This window comes from Fluviicola chungangensis (assembly GCF_007558725.1).
In the GTDB taxonomy this organism is placed as follows: Bacteria; Bacteroidota; Bacteroidia; order Flavobacteriales_D; family Crocinitomicaceae; genus Fluviicola; species Fluviicola chungangensis.
Genome location: NZ_VLPL01000007.1, coordinates 118,263 through 138,734 on the forward strand (window position 1 = coordinate 118,263; position 20,472 = coordinate 138,734).

Below are 20,472 nucleotides of genomic sequence, written 5' to 3' on the forward strand. Positions count from 1 at the left end.
ATCATTCGATTTTACTTTCAAACCCGAAACAATGTGTTATTTTTGGCGTTCTTGGTTTGAATAAAGTATTATATACATGAAAAAACGACTAGTATTAGCCTTAGGAATTCTATTTTCCCTAAACACCATAGCTCAAACAGATGACGTGGTTATGGAAATTGATGGTAAAAAGGTTACCAAAACCGAATTTTTACAGATCTATTTGAAAAATAATACCAATCCGAAATACGATAAACAATCATTGGATGAGTATATGGAATTGTTCAAAAAATTCAAGCTGAAAGTTGCAGAGGCAGAAGCGCTCGGATACGATACGATTCCCAAGTTAAAAAAGGAACTGGCAGGTTACAGAAAACAGTTGTCTCAGCCTTACCTGATCGATTCTACTAAAAACAGTTCCCTGGTAAAACAAGCATATGAACGCATGAAAAATGAAGTTCATGCAGCGCACATTTTAGTCAAGGTTGCTGAAAACGCTTCTCCGGAAGATACCCTTGCAGCTTACAACCGAATTATGGCGATCAAAAAACGGATCGAAAACGGGGAAGATTTCAGTACGGTTGCCAAAGGAAAAAACGGCTCTGATGATCCTTCAGCTGCAAGAAACGGTGGTGATTTGGGGTATTTCACAGCATTTCAAATGGTTTACCAGTTCGAAGAGGCGGCATACAATACTCCGATCGGGAAAATTTCCAACCCGGTCCGCACCAAATTCGGCTACCACATCCTGAAAGTAATCGACATGCGTCCTGCAAGAGGAACTATGAAAGCAGCACACATTATGGTTGCAACCGGAAGAGATGCAAGTGCGGAAGAAATTGAAACTGCTCACAAAAAGATTGATGAGATTTATGCCAAATTACAAGCAGGAGAATCTTTCGAAAAACTGGCAAGTGAGTTTTCAGATGACGCTCAAACAGCTGAAAAAGGTGGTGAACTGCCTTTATTCGGAACGGGAACAACCACTCGAATGGTCCCTGAGTTCGAAGAAGCCGCATTCCAGTTAAAAGAAAACGGAGAAGTTTCGCAACCGGTTCAAACGGCATTCGGATACCATATCATCAAACGTCTGGATTTAGTTCCATTGCGTTCATTTGAAGAATTGAAGAAAGAGATCCAAGGGAAAGTAAACAAAGACGAACGTTCAATTGTAACGCAACAGTCCTTTATTGAGAAGTTGAAAAAAACATATGCTTTGAAGGATAATTACAGCAAAACAAGCAAGTGGTTTGTACAAAACATCGACACCAATTACTTCAAAGGAACCTGGACCGCTGACGGATTGAAGTCAAACTCAGCCATGTTTACTTTAGACAAAAAAGCATTTACGCAAAAAGACTTTGCAGCATACCTTCAAAAAAATTACCGCGCTTATAAAAACATGGATGCAAACGCATTGGTTAAAAAACAATATGCGGCGTGGCAAAACAGCGAAATCCTTGCTTATGAAGAGAGCAAACTCGACAGTAAATATCCTGATTTCAAAGCATTAATGCAGGAATATCACGATGGTATTTTATTGTACGAAATTATGTCTGATAAAGTGTGGAACAAAGCAATTAAAGACACTTCGGGTCTGAAAACATTCTTTGAAAACCATAATGCGAATTACACCTGGGGAAAAAGATACAATGCCTATATCTACGAATGTTCCAACGAAGATATTTCCAAAAAAGTTGCCGCCATGCTGAAAAGTGATACCATTTCTTCCCGCACGGTTATCAATGCCATCAACAAAGATTCCGAATTGAATCTGCGTGTAAGAACGGGTAAGTTCGAAATCGAATCTACTCCTTACTTGAAAGGCCATGACCTGAAAAAAGGAGTCAATCCGGCTTATGTATCGGACGGAAAATATTACATCGTTAAAGTGGATGAGATTCTGGAACCGACACAGAAGACACTGACCGAAGCAAAAGGAGCTGCAACTTCCGATTATCAAACCTATCTGGAAAAAGAATGGTTGACGGAAATTGCCAAAAAGCATCCGATCGTCATTCATGAGCAAGTCCTTTACAGTTTAGGAAAATAAGAAAAGAAAGCCGGCAAAGCCGGTTTTTCTTTTTGTAAAAAACACAGAATTCTTAAAATAATGTAATTTGCTATGCGTTATTGATTGAATCTCAAAAAAGAACACGAAATTAGCAACTCATTTGCTTGACAAAAAGAACATGAAATACAGCATATTCCTAAGTTTATTCTTCCTACTGGCATTTACCAGGTCCTTTGCCCAGCCAAAATTAATTGATAAAGTAATTGCCCAGGTCGGCGACAACATTGTGCTTTATTCTGAAATTGAAGGCCAAAAGCAATCGATGAAACAAAATGGTGTGGCAGCTGAAGACATTGACGAATGCGCCATCCTGGAGCAAATGCTGTATAATTTCCTGTTGGTGAACCAGGCCGAACTGGACTCCATCCAGATCAGTGACGAACAGGTGGATGCGGAAATGGAAAACAGGCTTCGCATGATCGAAAGTCAGATGAAGAATGTGAAAGACGAAAAAGGCAATCCGATCACCATCGAATCCTTTTACGGAAAAACAAAGCTCCAGATTAAAGAAGAATTCAGGACGACTATTAAAAAACGATTGCAAGGTCAGGAAGTAGAACGCGGAATTACCTCTTCCATAGACGTTTCACCTTTAGACGTAGAGAATTTTTTCAATTCCATTCCGAAAGACAGTCTTCCGTATATCAATTCACAACTGTCTTTTCAGCAAATTGCTGTTTTCCCAATGATCACAAAAGAAGATAAAGACCTTGCTTTCAAACAAATTTCTGATATCCGGAAACAAATTGTATCCGGTAAAACTACCTTTTGTGCTGCGGCCTCTTTTTATTCCGAGGATCCTGGAAGTGCAAAAGCTTGTGGCCGGATCGAGGCCACACGCGGAGCAATGGTGCGTCCGTTTGAAGCAACAGCTTACAGTTTAAAGGTAGGCGAAATCAGTGAAGTTTTCGAAACGGAATTTGGGTATCACTTCATGCAATTGATTGAACGAAAAGGGGACGATTATGTCGTTAACCACATTCTCATTGCACCGAAATTCAGTTTGGACAACCTGGATGCAGCCAGTAAGCGAATGGAAAAGTGTTACGAGGAACTCAAACAAAATAAAATCACCTGGGAAGAAGCGGTTAAAATCTATTCCAACGATGTAAACACTAAAGAAAACAAAGGATATATTACAAACCCGATCACCGGAGAAATTAAATGGAGTGTCGAACAGGTGAACCAGGTCGATCCGATGATGTTCCAGTTGACTGACGGTTTGGAGTTAAACCAAATCACTTCACCACTCCTTTATTACGATTACAACGAACGCAAAGAAGCTATCCGTATCGTGCGTGTTGCTGAAAGAACACAGCCCCATGTTGGGAACCTGACGGACGATTACAACCTGTTCCGTATGATGGCATTGGAGCAAAAGAAGCAAAAAGCAATTGCCAACTGGACGAAATCCAAAATTTCAACCGCTTACATTCGCATCGACGATTCTTTTAAAGATTGTAAATTCGAAAATCAGTGGGTTCCTAAAGCACCTTAAAGAAAAACTATAAAACTATGTCAGACGTTGCTGCTATTGAACAACTAGTAAAAGACTATAAAGCTCTCAAAAACGAAATTCACCAGGTAATTGTTGGTCAGGAAGAAGTTGTTGACCAGGTTTTGATTTCCATTTTTTCCCGCGGACATTGTTTGCTTGTCGGGGTTCCCGGATTGGCAAAAACGCTATTGGTAAATACCATTGCAGATACTTTGGGATTGTCCTTCAACCGCATTCAGTTTACTCCCGACTTAATGCCTTCGGACATTGTAGGTTCTGAAATCCTGGACGAAAGCCGCCAGTTTAAATTCATTAAAGGCCCTTTGTTCAACAATATCATCCTGGCAGATGAGATCAACCGTACACCTCCGAAAACGCAATCAGCGTTGCTGGAAGCGATGCAGGAGCGAAGAGTGACTGCTGCCGGAACAACGTATACACTTCCTCATCCCTTCTTTGTTTTGGCGACCCAAAACCCGATTGAACAGGAAGGAACATACCCTTTACCTGAAGCTCAACTGGATCGTTTCATGTTCAATATTTGGGTAGACTATCCTACATTTGTGGAAGAACTGGCAATTGTAAAAAGCACCACTTCAGATACCAAGATCCAATTGAAGCAAATCGTTTCGGGAGAAAAAATTGCAGAATACCAGGAGTTGGTGCGCCGTATTCCCGTTCCGGACAATGTACTGGAATATGCCGTTAAACTGGTAGCAAAAACGCGTAAAGACAATCCGATGGCGCCACAGTTGACAAAAGACTTTATTTCATGGGGAGCAGGCCCAAGAGCATCTCAATACTTAATTGTAGGAGCAAAATGCCATGCAGCACTGCATGGTCGTTTTTCTCCGGATATCGATGATGTGAAAGCGGTAGCTTTACCGATCTTAAGACATCGTATTGTGAGGAACTACCGGGCGGAAGCGGAAGGTTTTTCGAATGACAGATTGATTACAGAATTGATGAAGTAGATTCAGTCGAATTATATTAAAAAACGTAGGGGCAGAAAATTTTCTGCCCCTACGTTTTTATTGATTGATTTATTTAATACTTAAACGTTGATCGTATACGTATGTCCGTCGATCTCGATGGTGAACGTTCCATCACAGGCACCGGAACCATAATCAATCGTTCGCATGGATTTTCCTGTAGGTGTGATTTGCAATGTACCTTTTGTAATGTACGGACATCCGATTTTCACATGGAGCGGACTTGTAATGTTTGCCACGTAACCATCACCATTCACTACTTGTGCCGTTGCAGTTCCCGTAACATCCCATTCATCGTCATAAATATTCAAGACTGTGTTGTACCCGGTTGTAAATGTCCGGACCTGGGAAGAGACATAGGTTGCGATCTCACCGGTAGTCAACGTAACAACTCCATTGATATTTACATTGTAATAAGGTTGCTGTGATCCATTTACTCCCATGTTCTCAACGGTCATCAATCCTTCTACTTTGATGTCATTCACGTAATAATTAACCGGTGTGTAACGGATAATTGTTCCCTGCTGATAATACGGTCCGTTGTATGCAATAATCAGTTTACCGCGACGCTGTTTGTAATCCTGGCAAGTACAGTTGTTTGTACCCCAATCAATTGTAATCGTATCCTGGGAACCAACAGTATCAATCGTAATAATCACATTGCAGTTTGCCTTTTCAGCTTCAGTTACTTCATGACTGTCCTGGTAGCGGTAAGTTGGCTTTCCAATTCCGTAAATGAAAGTCCCTCCTTTGTATGCCTGATCGGACATATTTGCCATTTCAGCGAACGCATTTTCCACAATTGCGTTTGTTTTAGGTGCATTACTTTCGTCGTACTTCCATTTTTTCTTACAAGATGTAACTTGAACGATAGCTGCTAAAGAAAGGCTTAGAATCAATAGTTTTTTCATATTGTCGTAGTTTTAGTGATGCGAATATCGTTGATAACAAATAACATACCAAACGTTTTTGGTATAAATGAGTAAATATCACTTTTAACCGATTATTTGACTAAAAGTTACACGATTTGTTATTTTTTCTATGATAAAAAACGTCCTGTTTAAACGATTTTAATTGGTTGTTCACATTCCAGTATTAATAGTTTCAACGAAAGAATTCAAAATCCGAATTCAGCTTCCCATATCTTTGTTTCATGAAAGATCTCAAATCTTTACAAGCCCTAATTGCACTCATGGATGATCCGGATGAGCAAGTTTACGCGCATGTAAGAGATCGTTTGCTGGAGATCGGACCTGATGCTGTTCAATTACTGGAATCCTCCTGGGAAGAAAAAGATTACGGTTTGCTCTTTCAATCGCGGATTGAAACCCTGATCCACGAAATTCAATTCGAAGAATGCAAGCGCCAGCTGATTTCCTGGTATCGCAGTTCCACCAAAGATTTATTGAAAGGTGCTATCATTGTTGCAAAATACCAATATCCGGGTTTAGACGAAAAACACATCTACGAGTTCATTGAACGCGTTCGCAGGGATTGCTGGCTGGAGTTAAATCCGAATATGACGGCTTTTGAGTCAATTCGTATCATTAACAAGGTACTTTTCGGTCAGTACGGTTTTTCCGGGAACTCCAAAAATTACAATTCACCGCTAAATTCCTTCCTGAATACGGTCATTGAAACCAAGAAGGGAAATCCGCTGAGCCTGAGTATCCTTTACAGCGTCATTGCGCAGGAATTAAAACTCCCGATCTACGGAGTAAACCTTCCGAACCATTTCATCCTGGCTTATATGGATAACAACGGGGTGAACCAGTTTATTTCGAACGGGAACGAATACGGGGTTTTGTTCTACATCAATGCCTTTTCCAAAGGGAGTATGCTTCAGAAGGACGATATTGTACAATTCCTGACGAGTATTCAGGTGGCACCGCAGGCAAGCCATTTTCAACCGTGTTCCAATTCAGATATCATTCGCCGCATGTTAACCAACCTGATCTCATCCTTCCAGCAGGTAGGAAACCTGGAGAAAGTAAATGAACTGATTGAATTACGCAGTTTACTCGACTGATTCCTTTTTCGACAAGCTTAATTCACGGATTCTCCAAAAAATGCACCGCGTGAATCCGTCTGTCATTCTGGAAAAAACACTACTTTTGAAAACGCTTTTCGCTTCGATTATGAAAAGAATCCGCACTATACACTGAAAAATAATATAACCATGTTACGAAAACTGAATGACAAATTACCACTGTCAGCAATGAAAACCTTGAAAATAAACCATTTATTTTTATCAACTCTTTTATTTCTCCCACTTTTCAGCTACTCACAAGTCCAGCTTGGAATGAAAGCCCCGGAAATCCATCCCGAAGGAACCTATAACTGCGGAAACATTTCCCTTCAACCGGAATCGCTCAAAGGAAAAATTGTAGTCCTCGACTTTTGGGCAACCTGGTGTTCTCCTTGCGTTGCAGCTTTCCCCGAGAACAATGAACTCTCCGCCAAATACAAGGATAAAGGTGTGGTGTTTATTGCCATCACAGATGATCCGAAAGAGAAACTGGAAAATTTCCTAAAGAAAGTGAAAATCGACTTTTGTGTCGGGAGAGACGATGACCAGCAGGATTTTAAGAACTACAGTGTTACAGGCCGACCGGCCATGTTCATTATCAACAGAGACGGAATCCTGGTTTACCGGGGCAATCATTTAACGGAGGAAACTCTTTTGGAAGTTGTCAACACAAACGGAATTGCTCCCGAACAAAAAAGCAGTCGCCCGGAAGTAATCCTGAACGGTGGATTCCGTGGAGGAGAGGATCCGCTGTACAACGGAATGAAAATGATGACCGGAAACACTCAATCCTGTACTCCTGAATTGATCGATCAACTGATCATCCGGCCTTCCCTGGAAACAAACTCGACAGGGTCCTTTGGCTACCGGATGAAGCAGGATCACGTTGGTATTACCTACAGTTCGGGAACACTCGAAGACATTTTTGTTTTTTTGCATGACCTTCCGTCAACCGTGTGGATAGCAAACATGGTAAACGACAGTTGCAGGTATGACGTTATTTACTGGAGAAAAAACGACAGTTTTGAAAAAGCGGTTTCGGAAATTGAGCACGCGTTGACAAGTGGGTTATCAATCACATTCGACAGTATTTCGGAAAAAAGGCCTGTAACGGTTTTGTCATTGAACAAATCAAATGGATCTGTCATCAGCCCGGAACAATTGGAGGAAGGAACGGATAAAGCATATACTTCGATCGGCAATTTCCTGACCAAACTGGAAGAGTTGACCAACCAATTCTATCTGGCAGACGACTCGTTAAAAGACAAACTAATCCATAATCAGGGAATGGAATGGAAAAAGTTACACGATGCCAACCCTGCAGAGATTATCGATTTCCTGAAAACCAGGGGAATTGTCTTAAAACAGGAAACACGGGCAATCACTACGTATATCATTCGGAAGAATTAAATTTTCCTCCCGATCTTCTTTCATTTTGCGTATCGTATTTTCGTGCTTTACGATCCTGAATAATTTGTATCTTGAGGCACTCATTCATCCAACTTTTGATTAATTGTTAAAACCATGGCAAAATATCCTTTAATTCTCATGACACTTCTCGGAATAAATTCATCCATCCGGGCACAGGAAGATAAATTCCAATGGCTGGAGGAAGTAGATGGCAAAAGGGCGTTGGAGTTTGTAAATGCCCAAAACAAAGCCACTTTTGAAAAATTGAGCAAACTGAAGGACTATCAATCCATTTACGATAAGACGCTGGAGATTTCCAACTCTTCCGATCGGATTGCATATCCAAGTATCTACGGGAAATATGTTTACAATTTCTGGAAAGACCAGCGTCATGAACGCGGAATCTGGAGAAGATGTACCTTGATTGATTACAACAACGGGAAAATGAACTGGGAAACCCTGTTGGATATTGATGCACTATCTCAAAAAGACAGTGTCAAATGGGTTTACAAAGGAGCAAATGGCTTGTACCCTTCCTACAATCGCTTTTTGATTGAGCTTTCCAATGGAGGCGGAGATGCCGTATATATCAAGGAATTTGACGTGAACACCAAGCAATTTGTGGAAGGCGGATTCCAAATTGACGAAGCGAAAGGTGAAGCAGGTTACATCGATGAAAATACCTTGATTGTTTCAACCGATTTCGGCAAGGGCAGCATGACCACTTCCGGTTATCCGAACCAGGTGAAGATCTGGAAACGCGGAACTTCATTGAAAGAGGCGCAGCTTATCTATGAAGGAAAAAAGACAGACGTTGGAAGTTGGGGTGGAATCTTGCGTACAGACGGGAAAAGTTATGTCTTTATCTCCCGCGCTCCTTCCATGTTTACAGCTCAAAAATTGCTGTGGATCGACAACAAAATTGTGACTTTGGACATTCCGGACGATTGCAGTGTGAAGGGTATTCTGAAAGGTCAGTTAATTATCCAATTGAAATCCGATTGGGTCGTGAATGGTCAAACCTATGCCAATGGGGCGCTTCTGAGCATCAATTTCGACAAGTTGTCGAAAGGCTTAAAAGAAGTCCAGCTGATTGTTCAACCGGACGAGTTTTCAAGTATTTCAGATGTTTCCACTACCAAAAACCAATTGTTGGTAAATATGCTGACGAACGTTACAAGTAAATTGTTTATCTATTCCTTCATTGAAGGAAAATGGGCGGACCGACAGGTGAAAGCACCCGATTTCGGAACCATTTCCCTGATCTCAGCTCACGAATTTTCCGACCAGTATTTTTTCCAATACGAAAACTTCATCACTCCATCCACCTTGTATGCAGCCGATGCGGGGGCGAATACATTCACCGCAATCAAATCCCTTCCATCCTATTTTGATGCGAGCAAATATGAAGTAAAGCAGTTCAAAGCACGCTCAAAAGACGGAACCATGATTCCTTATTTCATTGTAGCGGCAAAAAACATGAAAAATGACGGACTAAACCCTACCTTGATTGTTGCTTACGGCGGATTTGAAGTTTCCTATCAACCCTTTTATGCGTCCAAATATGGAAATACATGGCTGGACAAAGGTGGCGTATTTGTACTGGCCAATATTCGCGGCGGCGGAGAATTCGGACCGAAATGGCACCAGGATGGAATCAAGGAAAAGCGTCAAAACGTATTTGATGACCTGTTTGCAGTTTCAGAAGACCTGATCACAAAGAAGATCACCTCTCCGAAGCACTTGGGAATCATGGGAGGAAGTAACGGCGGTTTATTGGTTGGAGTGGCATTTACACAAAGGCCCGATTTGTACAATGCTGTAGTTTGCCAGGTTCCTTTACTGGATATGCAGCGCTACAACAAACTCCTGGCCGGCGCAAGCTGGATGGGCGAATATGGAAACCCGGACATTCCGGAAGAATGGGCGTATATTCAAAAATATTCTCCGTACCAAAACCTGAAAGCAGGAATGAAGTACCCGGAAGTGTTCTTTACGACTTCTACCCGCGACGATCGGGTTCACCCGGGGCACGCACGAAAAATGGTTGCCAAAATGAACGACATGGGATACAAGACCTACTATTACGAAAACACGGAAGGCGGGCACGCAGGTTCGTCCACCAACGAACAGAGTGCTAAAAGTACAGCCTTGATGATTTCCTATTTGTTGATGAAATTGAAATAAGGCTTGGGAGTAATAGGAAATTAATAATGAATTTCATTTCTTAAATAATCCAAAACTTAACAGTTAATAGCACTTTGGTTGCCGGTAAAAGCAGAATTTGATGTATCTTAAGAATTCATCAAAAAAAATAATATCATGACCTGGAGACAGTTAAGGAGTTATTTAAAAGGGAAAATGTTTCTCATCGGTTTAACGTTTATTGATCAGGAAGGCGAAATTATTGAACAATATCAAACACATGGGACCGTTCTGAGGCTGACCGTTGACGGATTCTTCAAAATACTGCGGGAAGACAACAGTGTTTTTCAAATCCCGTACGACAAAGACACCATCAAGATAGCCAAAGAAGGAGAATACCGGGAAAAAACTACGGGCGAAATAATCAAAAATCCGGATTTTATTATGACCTGGAAGGTAAAAACCAAAAGCCCTGATACCGTGGAAGAAATCAAAAAGTACGGGTACAAACCGATCTTCGATTACGGAGACGCCAAATCATAATTGGTAAGCAACCGAAAGAAATCGTATCTTGGAGATACAATTTTCCGAAACATTCAATTTCCATGCACACAACCAAGGAAATCAGCTTTATTTCCGTTGAAAATCAGAACCGGGATTTTCCAACCCATTTTCATGAAACGTTTTGCATTTCACTGATTCGAAATGGGATCGAAAAGATGGAACTGGATAATCAGTTTTTATACAGCGAATCCAGCAGTATCTCCATAACAAACCCATACGAGGTCCACGCCAATCCGCTGGTTGATGCTGAAAGTCGCGTAAGCTTTGATACAATCTATCTAACGCCCGATTTAATGACATCCATTCTAAACGAAAAAGGAATTGAATTCAGGAACAGACAGATAAGTGATCTTCACTTAACCGCGTCCTTTATCCGGCTTTTTGACCAATTGAAGGCCAATGATCAACGCACGGAACAATTGTTGACAGACTTCATCTGGCAACTGTCTCCACATGCTCACACTTTACCGGATGAAAAAACCTGTAGTTTTCATTCCGGATACCTTACAGAACTGCTGACATACATTGAACAGAACCTGGAGCACAAACTCTACTTGGATGAATTAGCGCGGATCACCCATTTGAATCCCTTTGGCTTTGCCAAAAAATTTAAATCACTTACAGGAATGACGCCCATGAGTTATGTTTTGATGAAAAAGGTGTTTTCTGCCAAAGCCAGGATTACACCCGATTGTGATCTCACGGATCTTGCATACACCTACAGTTTTACGGATATGGCCCATTTTTCCAACAGCTTCAAAAAATATGTCGGTGTTTCACCCAGAGAATACCGGAATCTAGTAAGTGGAAAATTGCCAAGATTATACAAGTAAGTTTCCTTTCTATCCTCTAATTTTAATTTGTTATTCATTCAGAGGTTCGATGAAACACTTACTTACCATATTTTTATTGCTTATCCTGGTCTGCGAGTGCAGGGCACAGATCAGCCGGCGACAGTTGCGAAACGACTTCGATCTTTTCACCCGCATCTATGAAAAAGCGAATGCCGGATTATATAAACACCATTCAAAACAGGAAATAGACAGTACTTTTCGTGCCAACAGGAAGTTAATCCAAAAACATACTTCGTATCGGGAATTTTATACCATTGTTTGGAAAGTCATTGATTTTACCGGAAGTTGTCACAATGAACTGAGCTTTCCTTATTCCCTGAAAAAAGAACTGCGTAAACAAAAAATCTTCTTCCCTTTACCGTTGAAATACCTCAACCATAAGCTCTATTCCAACCTGGAGTATAAAACGATTCCTCTGGGCAGTGAATTGCTTTCTGTCAACGGTATAGCAGCAAAGGATTTTGCAATTGAAGTTTCCAGGTACACCAGTACTGACGGATACAACCTAACCGGAAAATATGCTTTCCTGGAAACGGGATTGCTTTTTTTCTATATCTACCTGGCGTACGGAGAACAGGATTCTTTCACGATTACTTACCGAGACGGTTCGGAAATCAAGCAACAAGTGCTGGAGCCTCTTGATTATAAGGATGCCCTGGAAAATTATCGGACCCGTTTTATTCCCGCATACCATAACAACCAGGGACCGGATTATTTCTTTCACTACACCGACAGTTCCAAAACCGGTTTGTTAACGGTGAATACTTTTGGTTTAGGAGGTCCGAAAAGTGAAGGACATAAAAACTACGCCGCATTTCTCGACTCTGTTTTCACCGACCTGAAGACACATCCCATTCAGAACCTGATCGTTGATATCCGGGAAAATGGTGGCGGTAACGATCCGAATGACCTGTTGCTTTATTCCTACCTTACCAAGCGCAATTTCAGAGAAAACCGTTCAGCCTTTACACTTTTTAATTCGGTACCGTTCAAGCAATTTTATGTAGAGGAAGAAACCGATGAGATCGCCGACCTTGAGAAGGATTTGAAAAGCGAACACAACATCCGGAAAAATAACCGGTTCTACCAGAATGAGCAACTAAATCCGGTTTGGATCCCCAAGACCAATGCGTTTACCGGCAAGCTGTATCTTTTGGTTAGTCCTTTTGTCGCTTCCGCAGGATCTCTGTTTGCCGGAATGGTAAAAAGTGATGAAGAATCCGTTGTTGTCGGGCAGGAAACATTGGGTGGATATTATGGCCACACCGGACATATTTCTGTCAGTTACCAATTACCCGAAACCGGTTTGTTGCTGACATTTTCAATCGTAGATTTGGAACAGGATGTACAGGAACTGCCCGACCAAAAAAAAGGAGAAGGGATAAAACCGGATTTCACGGTAGAACAAACCATCGAAGAATACCTGGAAGGAAGAGACATGGTACTGGAATTTGCACGAAATCTAATACACCGTTAATTCAATTCGTATCAAATCCCACTTCCAATTGCATCTCTTTCATTACCGAGAGCATTTTCGCAGACGGATTGATTCGTAAGCGTTTGGACGGCATACTGACTGCCAGGTTATCCAAATGATCAATGACTGTGAATTTTACCGAACAGTTTCCTTCTTCGCTTTCACGGAACATTGTTTCCAGCTTATTGAGCATCATTTGGTCGAGTAATTTGATCGGAACCGTGATATTGATCGTTGCCGATTTATTTCCCATCATATCCTGCAGTTGCTCAATGGAGGTGATGCTGAATTCGATCGGTTTCATTTTCGTGATCTTATCCGGATACGGACCTTCCTGCACACGTCCTTTGATGGCAACGAACAGGTCTTTTGTTAACAAGTGCTTGAATTTCAGGTATGTATCTCCGAAAATGTATTGTTTATGCGAATTCGTGTAATCTTCGATAATAATCAACCCGAATGGCTTTCCTGTTTTCGTTGTAAGGTGCTGTGCATCGGTAATAATTGCCGGGATTGTGAAATCGCGCCCCAAATAGTTTTTTACATTTTGAAGCAATTCCACATTTCCGTTACAGAATGCTTCGATTTCGACCCTGAAATCGTCCAGCGGATGACCCGAAATAAAGATTCCAACTACTTCGCGTTCCCGGTTCAACTTGTACAGTAAACTCCATTCTTCTGAGTTCGGAATAGTTGGTTCCGGCATTTTCACGTCCGTAGCTTCTCCAAACATGGAAACCTGTGCGGAATTTTCATTGTCCTGCAAACTGTTCCCGTATTTCAACGCATTTTCAATGAAGGTCTTTCCACTTCCGTCCAGTGCAAAATATTGTGCCCGGTGCGCTCCCTTGAATGAATCGAAACAGCCGGCATACGCCATACTCTCCAGTGCCTTCTTGTTAACCAACCTCAAATTCAGGCGTTTGGTCATATCAAAAATGGAAGTAAAAAACCCATTCTGCCGTTCTTCGATGATATTCTCAACCGGTCCGCTTCCCAATCCTTTAATTCCACCCAATCCGAAACGAACGGCTCCTGCCTGATTTACAGTAAATTCGTAAGACGATTCATTTACATCCGGCCCCAAAACTTCGATTCCCATGCGCCGGCATTCCTCCATGAAGAAGCTAACCTGGGTAATGTCATTCAGGTTATTTGAAAGTACCGCAGCCATGAATTCAGCCGGATAATTCGCTTTCAGGTACGCTGTCTGATAAGCAATCCAGGCATAGCAAGTGGAATGCGATTTGTTGAAAGCGTAGGATGCAAATGCTTCCCAATCCTTCCAGATCTTTTCCAATATAACAGGATCGTGCCCTCTTTGTTGACCTTGTTCTACGAACTGAGGCTTCATCTTATCCAGGATATACCGCTGCTTCTTACCCATCGCCTTACGCAGGACATCGGCGTCACCTTTGGAAAAACCCGCCAATTTTTGGGACAAGAGCATTACCTGCTCCTGGTAAACGGTAATTCCGTATGTTTCTTTCAGATACTCTTCACAGGCATCCAAATCATATTTAATCTCTTGTTCCCCATTCTTTCTTTTAATGAAATCCGGAATGTATTCCAGCGGTCCCGGGCGATACAAGGCATTCATGGCAATTAAATCCGCAAAAACAGACGGACGCAATTCGCGCATGTACTTCTGCATTCCGGGACTTTCATACTGGAAGATCCCCACGGTTTCACCTCGTTGGAACAATTCGTACGTTTTTTCATCGTCGATCGGGAAAGTATCGGGATCGAGATCTATATCGTGTCGTTTTTTGACGTTTTTAACTGCGTCCTTGATCAGCGTCAGGGTTTTCAGTCCCAGGAAGTCCATTTTCAACAACCCGGCTTCTTCTGCAACCGAGTTATCAAACTGTGTGCACCACATCCCGGTATCTTTCGCGAGCGCAACCGGAACGAAATTGGTAATATCGTCCGGTGTGATGATTACACCACAGGCATGAATCCCGGTATTTCGAACGGAACCTTCAATGCGTTGTGCTTGTCTCAGCACCTGAGCTCGCATGTCATTTCCTTTTGCAATCAACCTCAGTTCCTGAACGTTAGCCAAATCCTGCGGGCTGTTTGCCAATTTCTCCGCCAGCTTGGGTTCTTCCCAATTGAAAATCGCATCAAGTGAGAAGTTATCCGGAATGAGCTTTGCCAGGCTATTTGTCTCGATCAGCGGCAAATCCAATACCCGGCCTGCATCGCGAATGGAAGACTTTGCAGCCATTGTTCCATACGTAATGATCTGTGCCACCTGGTTGGATCCATATTTTTCAATTACCCAGTCGATCACACGTCCACGGCCTTCATCATCGAAATCGATATCGATATCGGGCATGGAAACACGATCCGGGTTCAGGAAACGCTCAAATAGGAGATCGTACGCAATCGGGTCTACATTGGTAATTCCGGTACAGTAGGCAACAGCAGATCCTGCAGCCGAACCACGGCCCGGACCAACCGAAACGCCCATTTCGCGGGCTGCATGACAAAAATCCTGTACAATTAAAAAGTATCCGGGATACCCCGTTTTTGCCACTGTTGCCAATTCAAAATCCAGGCGCTCCCGAATTTCATCCGTAATTTCCGGATAACGCTTCGCGGCTCCTTCGTATGTTAAATGTCGTAAATAGGCATTTTCTCCGCGTTTTCCCCCGTCGATCTCATCCTCAGGATGTTTGAATTCCTCCGGAATTTCAAAAGCCGGAAGAAGTACTTCACGCGCCAACGCATACGGTTCGATCTTCTCCAGGATCTCTGCAACACTTTCAATTGCTTCCGGAAGGTCCAGGAACAATTCCTTCATTTCGTCAGCAGATTTGAAGTAATATTCTTCGTTTTCCAATCCGAAGCGGAAGTTCCGTCCTTTTCCCTTTGGGGTTGTAACCTGCTCGCCATCCCGCACACACAACAAAATATCGTGTGTATTTGCATCCTCACGAGTTGCGTAAAAAGTATTGTTGGTCGCAACCACTTTGACCCCGTGTTTTTGCGCCAGTTTGATTAACGAAGCATTGACGCGGTTTTCATCTTCCTGTCCATGACGCATGATTTCCACGTACAAATCATCCTGAAAAATATTTTTCCACCAGACCAGTGCTTCTTCAGCCTGTTTTTCACCTACATTCAGCAACAAGCTCGGGATTTCTCCGCTCAAGCCTCCGGTCAATACGATGAGGTCTTCGTGGTATTGTTCCACTGCTTTTTTATCAATCCGCGGAACGTAATACATTCCTTCGGTGTGGGCCATGGAAGCCAGCTTGATGAGGTTGTGGTATCCTTTTTTGTTTTTCGCTATGAAAACAATCAATGATCCGTTGTCTTTTACACTTTTATCCAGGCGATCACGGCAAACATACATTTCACATCCGATGATCGGAAGCAACGGTTCGCGCGTATAGGGTTGCCCGTTCTCTTCTGCCTGCTGGCGTTCGGCTTCAATTTCCTTGTTAATTCCGGCAATTGCCTTCTCAAAGTGAAAAGCCGCCATCATGTTCCCGATGTCTGTCAATGCAACAGCCGGCATGTTGTGCTTGATGGCTTGCTTCACCAACCCTTTCACATCCATTGTGGATTGAAGAATGGTGAACTGTGTATGATTGTGTAAATGAACGAAAGGAACATCTTTTAATCGCTCCCTCGCTTCCGAAATATCAATTGAAACAGAATCGTCACTTGTCTGCTTTTTAAGCTTCGCACTTTCTTCTTTTAAATTCAGGTGCGTCAGACCAATCGGCTGAATGAAATCCGGGTTCGCGATTTTAAACCGATCGAAAAACTCTAATTCAACCTTTAATTCTTCTTTGGTAAAAACTTCCCTGCGAACCAGTTCAAAGAAACAACGGGTTGTCGCTTCCACGTCGGCAGTTGCGTTGTGAGCTTCTCCAAAAGGAACATTGAACAAATAATTGTGCAGTTCGGTTAGTGTCGGCAATTTGAATTTCCCGCCACGCCCCCCCGGAATTTTGCACAATTCGGCTGTGATTTCGGTACAGGTATCCAAAACGGGAAGATCGTGCATGTTTGTTTCCACTTGGGTACGCAGGAACTCCGCACCCATGATATTCAAGTCGAAACCGATGTTTTGTCCGACTACGAACTGTGCTTTCCGCAGAGCTTCGTTGAATTCTGCGATAACATCTTCCAATGCTTCTCCCCGCTCCATTGCCAATTCGGTGGAAATACCGTGAATCCGTTCAGCATCATAGGGAATATCAAACCCTTCCGGACGGATTAGGAAATCTTTTGCTTCGACTAAATTTCCCAACTCATCATGCAATTGCCAGGCAATCTGGATCGCTCTGGGCCAATTATCCAAATCGGTCAAAGGAGCATTCCAATCACGAGGTAAACCTGTTGTTTCGGTATCGAAAATCAAAAACATGAGAGTCTTTTTTGGGGACAATAAAGATAGTTAAAAGAAAGGGATGAATCAAAAACAAGTTGGCTGCTTGTTAATAACTCATCCCTATTCTTTGAAAGTTTTACAAATGGGTGTTCTTCCCCAGATTTAACAGGACTTCATCGGTATATACCGATATTCCGATATAGCTATATCTCTAATTAGCTAATTTGATCCGTTCAATTCCTTGAAGCAGGAACAGATTCCACTGCAGTTTCTTTCGTTGCAAGCACATTCCCCTTGATCCGAACAACTTTAACCGCTTCGTTTACCGCATTAGATGTAATGGTAACGGACTTGTTGATAGGTCCCGCAGTACTTGTATTATATTGCACTTTGATCTCACCTGTTTGTCCGGGTAAAATCGGTTCAGTGGGCCACTGCGGAACGGTACAAGAACAGGAACCTTTCACATTTTCCAGGATTAAAGGTGCATTGCCGGTATTTTTAAAGGTAAAAATGCAGTCACCATTTGATCCGTTCTCAATGGTTCCGTAATCATGCGATTCTTTTTCAAATTGAATTTGAGGGCCATTTAGCACTTCCGGCTGGGCCAATACCTGTTTTACTCCAAGAGTAAAAACAAAACTTAAAATTAAAAGGATGGTACTTGATTTCATAAAGTAGTATTTAAATATGAAAGCAATCTACGCAATCAAAACCTTAGAAAGACAAGGTTTAACAAGGTCTTAACTCAAGTCTTAAATAGCTGTTAAAAAAGAATTTTAGAGGCAACCATTTTCTGAAAGAAAAAACCGGAAATGAAGCGTAAACAAAAACATTCCTGTTTACAAAGGTGGTAGTTGAATCCGGATTTTACTCGTCCTCGGGGATTACGAATACTTTGAAGCGTACTTTCTCAGTTCCTTTTTTGGTGTTTGTTGAAAGGATGATGGAACGATCCTGTTCGTAGTATTTTCCTTTGGTTTCAAAGGTAACATGCATAACTGCTGATTTCCCGGGTGGAATTGGTTCTGGGAGTGTGACTTTGGTACACGGACAAGAAACTTTGTAATCGGAAATAATCAATGGTACATCACCGGTATTGGTAATGACATAATCGTGTGAAATTACCGGTCCTTCTTTTGTTTTCGGAAAGGTGAACACACTCTTATCAACAGAAAATTCCGCTTTCTGACCGATGCAAAAAGCGGAATTCAATATGAGAAATGCGATAGCTAAACAACGCATTTGATGTTGTTTTTAGTGAGCAGATGGCGCTCCACCTTCGTTTACAGGGCTTGTTCCTTCCGGTTGCGGAGCAACATTTCCTTTGATACGGATCACTTTCGTAGGCTCATTTACAGCATTTGAAGTAATCGTCACGTTCTTGTTGATTGCACCGGAACGCTTTGTATCATACTTTACTGTAATTACTCCTTTTGCTCCCGGAGCAATTGGTTCTTTCGGCCATTCAGGAACCGTACAGCCACATGATCCTTTTGCATTTGAAATAATCAAAGGAGCGTTCCCTGTATTTGTGAAAGTAAAAGTACAAGTTCCGTTTGCCCCGTATTTGATATTACCGTAATCATGCGTTTCTTTCGCGAATTCGATCTTAGCCCCGTTTTGAACTTCCTGAGCTACTGCAGTGTTTGCTCCGATCACAGCTACAAAAGCTAACATCATTGTAAATAATACTCTTTTCATTTTGTTTCTTTTAGTTGTTGTAAATATAGATTATTAAGTTTTATCACTTCTTTTCTTTAACACATCCTTAACGAAAATCATTTCAATATACTAATTTGCTTTTGAAACGTACTCATCGAAGGTTAAATCGACATACTTTAGACGGTCTTCGATCTGTTTTCGTTGCTCCGGGTTCATTTCCGGGTTTTCCTTCAATAACAATTCATAGTACTTTTTAACCTTTTCTTTCTGTCTTGGAATAACAAATACATCGTAAGCCCCTGCGAGACTTTCCAGTACCATAGCTCGGTTCTTATACATCGGATACATTGCAATCAGCGAATCTGCAATCATCACCGAACGCTGGTGTAAATTAGCTGAAGCAAAAATAATGTGCGCTTTATCCATATATTTCGGAGCTTCTTTGGATTTGGGGAAACGATGCGCAATGGACAAACATTTTTCTGCATAGACCACAGCCGTCTCCTCATTATACTCCAATGTTCCTGAAGCAGAAGATCTTTTCAGGGAATCTTCAAACGCTTTCACTTCTTTAATGGCAGCAGGCATGCTTTTCACATTTTCTCCTCCGGTTGGCAATTTGACTGTTTCCGGATCGGAGGCACATGCAGCTACCAGAAATCCGACAGCAATGACATAATATACCTTCATCATTTTCCTTTTTTGAAAGATGGGAACTTCATTTTATAGGCAACAGAGATTAAACCCTGCGAAATATTCTGAAGCCTCTTGCTCAATAATCTACGTTTCAATACCGAGAGATGATCCGTAAAGAGAACTCCTTCTATGTGATCGTATTCGTGCTGAATAATACGCGCTTTATACCCATCAAACCATTCATCGTGGAATTGCCAGTTCTCATCATAATAGGTTATACGGATCTTTTCTTTGCGGAATACTTCTTCACGGATCTTCGGAATACTTAAACAGCCTTCATGAAATCCCCAGGGTTCACCTGTCTCCTCTTCAATAATCGGATTAATGAACACCCGTTTAAACCCTTCCATTCCTTCCGCTTTCGGATCATCCTCTTCATCCTCATCGGTTTCGGCAAAAGGACTTCCGTCTACAACAAACAAACGAATGGAACGATTGATCTGTGGTGCAGCCAAACCTACCCCGGATGCTTCATACATCGTTTCAAACATGTCTTCGATCAACTTGTTCAATTCAGGATAATCCTGATCGATCTCAACTGCTTCTTTTTTCAGAATCGGATCACCGTATGCTACAATTGGCAATATCATTTTTCTTTTCTTTTTACTCTCATTATATGGATCAAGGTACCAATCCCTTGTCTTTTCAAACTATTTCAGCGAGTTCAAAAGTGGAAATGTTCAATCGTTCAAATTCATTTTTGAACTTCTTAAACGTTGGAACACTTTGAACAATTCT

The 20,472-nt window shown here is 41.9% G+C and carries 16 protein-coding genes; 9 read left to right on the forward strand and 7 right to left on the reverse strand.

Going from position 1 to position 20,472, the window contains the following annotated elements; all coding sequences use genetic code 11:
• Positions 1–76 precede the first annotated feature (76 nt).
• The 3 genes from FO442_RS14095 to FO442_RS14105 all read left to right on the forward strand — a co-directional run bounded on the left by FO442_RS14095 (position 77) and on the right by FO442_RS14105 (position 4,525).
• A complete protein-coding gene (locus tag FO442_RS14095; RefSeq protein WP_144333848.1) occupies positions 77–2,032 on the forward strand; it encodes a peptidylprolyl isomerase in 1,956 nt (651 codons plus the stop codon).
• Between the two features lie 139 nt (positions 2,033–2,171).
• Entirely contained in the window at positions 2,172–3,551 is a 1,380-nt protein-coding gene (locus FO442_RS14100; protein ID WP_144333849.1) for a peptidylprolyl isomerase, read from the forward strand.
• A 17-nt stretch (positions 3,552–3,568) separates the two neighbouring features.
• On the forward strand, positions 3,569–4,525 hold the full coding sequence (locus FO442_RS14105; protein ID WP_144333850.1) for an AAA family ATPase: 957 nt from the start codon (positions 3,569–3,571) through the stop codon (positions 4,523–4,525).
• Between the two features lie 80 nt (positions 4,526–4,605).
• Here the strand turns inward: FO442_RS14105 and FO442_RS14110 are convergent, their stop codons facing one another.
• Positions 4,606–5,454 carry a hypothetical protein gene (locus FO442_RS14110; RefSeq protein ID WP_144333851.1) on the reverse strand — a complete coding sequence of 283 codons (849 nt, stop codon included), beginning with the start codon at positions 5,452–5,454 and terminating at the stop codon, positions 4,606–4,608.
• Positions 5,455–5,696: 242 nt separating this feature from the next.
• Here FO442_RS14110 and FO442_RS14115 point away from each other — a divergent pair, with 242 nt between their 5' ends.
• The 6 genes from FO442_RS14115 (at position 5,697) to FO442_RS14140 (ending at position 13,022) form a co-directional block, all read left to right on the forward strand.
• Positions 5,697–6,572, forward strand: a complete 876-nt coding sequence (locus FO442_RS14115; protein ID WP_246073860.1) for a transglutaminase-like domain-containing protein — start codon at positions 5,697–5,699, stop codon at positions 6,570–6,572.
• Between the two features lie 150 nt (positions 6,573–6,722).
• Entirely contained in the window at positions 6,723–7,982 is a 1,260-nt protein-coding gene (locus FO442_RS14120; protein ID WP_144333852.1) for a peroxiredoxin family protein, read from the forward strand.
• A gap of 114 nt (positions 7,983–8,096) precedes the next feature.
• Positions 8,097–10,169: a prolyl oligopeptidase family serine peptidase gene (locus tag FO442_RS14125; protein ID WP_144333853.1), complete on the forward strand. Its 2,073-nt coding sequence runs from the start codon at positions 8,097–8,099 to the stop codon at positions 10,167–10,169.
• Positions 10,170–10,304: 135 nt separating this feature from the next.
• Positions 10,305–10,670 carry a hypothetical protein gene (locus FO442_RS14130; protein WP_144333854.1) on the forward strand — a complete coding sequence of 122 codons (366 nt, stop codon included), beginning with the start codon at positions 10,305–10,307 and terminating at the stop codon, positions 10,668–10,670.
• 62 nt (positions 10,671–10,732) lie between these two features.
• Positions 10,733–11,524 (forward strand): AraC family transcriptional regulator, encoded by a 792-nt coding sequence (locus FO442_RS14135; protein ID WP_144333855.1) that lies wholly within the window; start codon positions 10,733–10,735, stop codon positions 11,522–11,524.
• A 49-nt stretch (positions 11,525–11,573) separates the two neighbouring features.
• A complete protein-coding gene (locus tag FO442_RS14140; protein WP_144333856.1) occupies positions 11,574–13,022 on the forward strand; it encodes a S41 family peptidase in 1,449 nt (482 codons plus the stop codon).
• A gap of 1 nt (position 13,023) precedes the next feature.
• Here FO442_RS14140 and dnaE read toward each other — a convergent pair whose 3' ends face one another.
• The 6 genes from dnaE to def all read right to left on the reverse strand — a co-directional run bounded on the left by dnaE (position 13,024) and on the right by def (position 20,324).
• On the reverse strand, positions 13,024–17,409 hold the full coding sequence (gene dnaE / locus FO442_RS14145) for a DNA polymerase III subunit alpha (RefSeq protein ID WP_144333857.1): 4,386 nt from the start codon (positions 17,407–17,409) through the stop codon (positions 13,024–13,026).
• A gap of 197 nt (positions 17,410–17,606) precedes the next feature.
• On the reverse strand, positions 17,607–18,047 hold the full coding sequence (locus FO442_RS14150) for a DUF1573 domain-containing protein (RefSeq protein ID WP_144333858.1): 441 nt from the start codon (positions 18,045–18,047) through the stop codon (positions 17,607–17,609).
• 196 nt (positions 18,048–18,243) lie between these two features.
• Positions 18,244–18,618, reverse strand: a complete 375-nt coding sequence (locus tag FO442_RS14155) for a DUF1573 domain-containing protein (protein WP_144333859.1) — start codon at positions 18,616–18,618, stop codon at positions 18,244–18,246.
• A 12-nt stretch (positions 18,619–18,630) separates the two neighbouring features.
• Positions 18,631–19,077, reverse strand: a complete 447-nt coding sequence (locus FO442_RS14160) for a DUF1573 domain-containing protein (RefSeq protein ID WP_144333860.1) — start codon at positions 19,075–19,077, stop codon at positions 18,631–18,633.
• A gap of 90 nt (positions 19,078–19,167) precedes the next feature.
• Entirely contained in the window at positions 19,168–19,731 is a 564-nt protein-coding gene (locus tag FO442_RS14165) for a hypothetical protein (protein ID WP_144333861.1), read from the reverse strand.
• Entirely contained in the window at positions 19,728–20,324 is a 597-nt protein-coding gene (gene def, locus FO442_RS14170) for a peptide deformylase (RefSeq protein ID WP_144333862.1), read from the reverse strand. The genes FO442_RS14165 and def overlap by 4 nt, the downstream gene beginning before the upstream one ends.
• Positions 20,325–20,472: the final 148 nt, after the last annotated feature.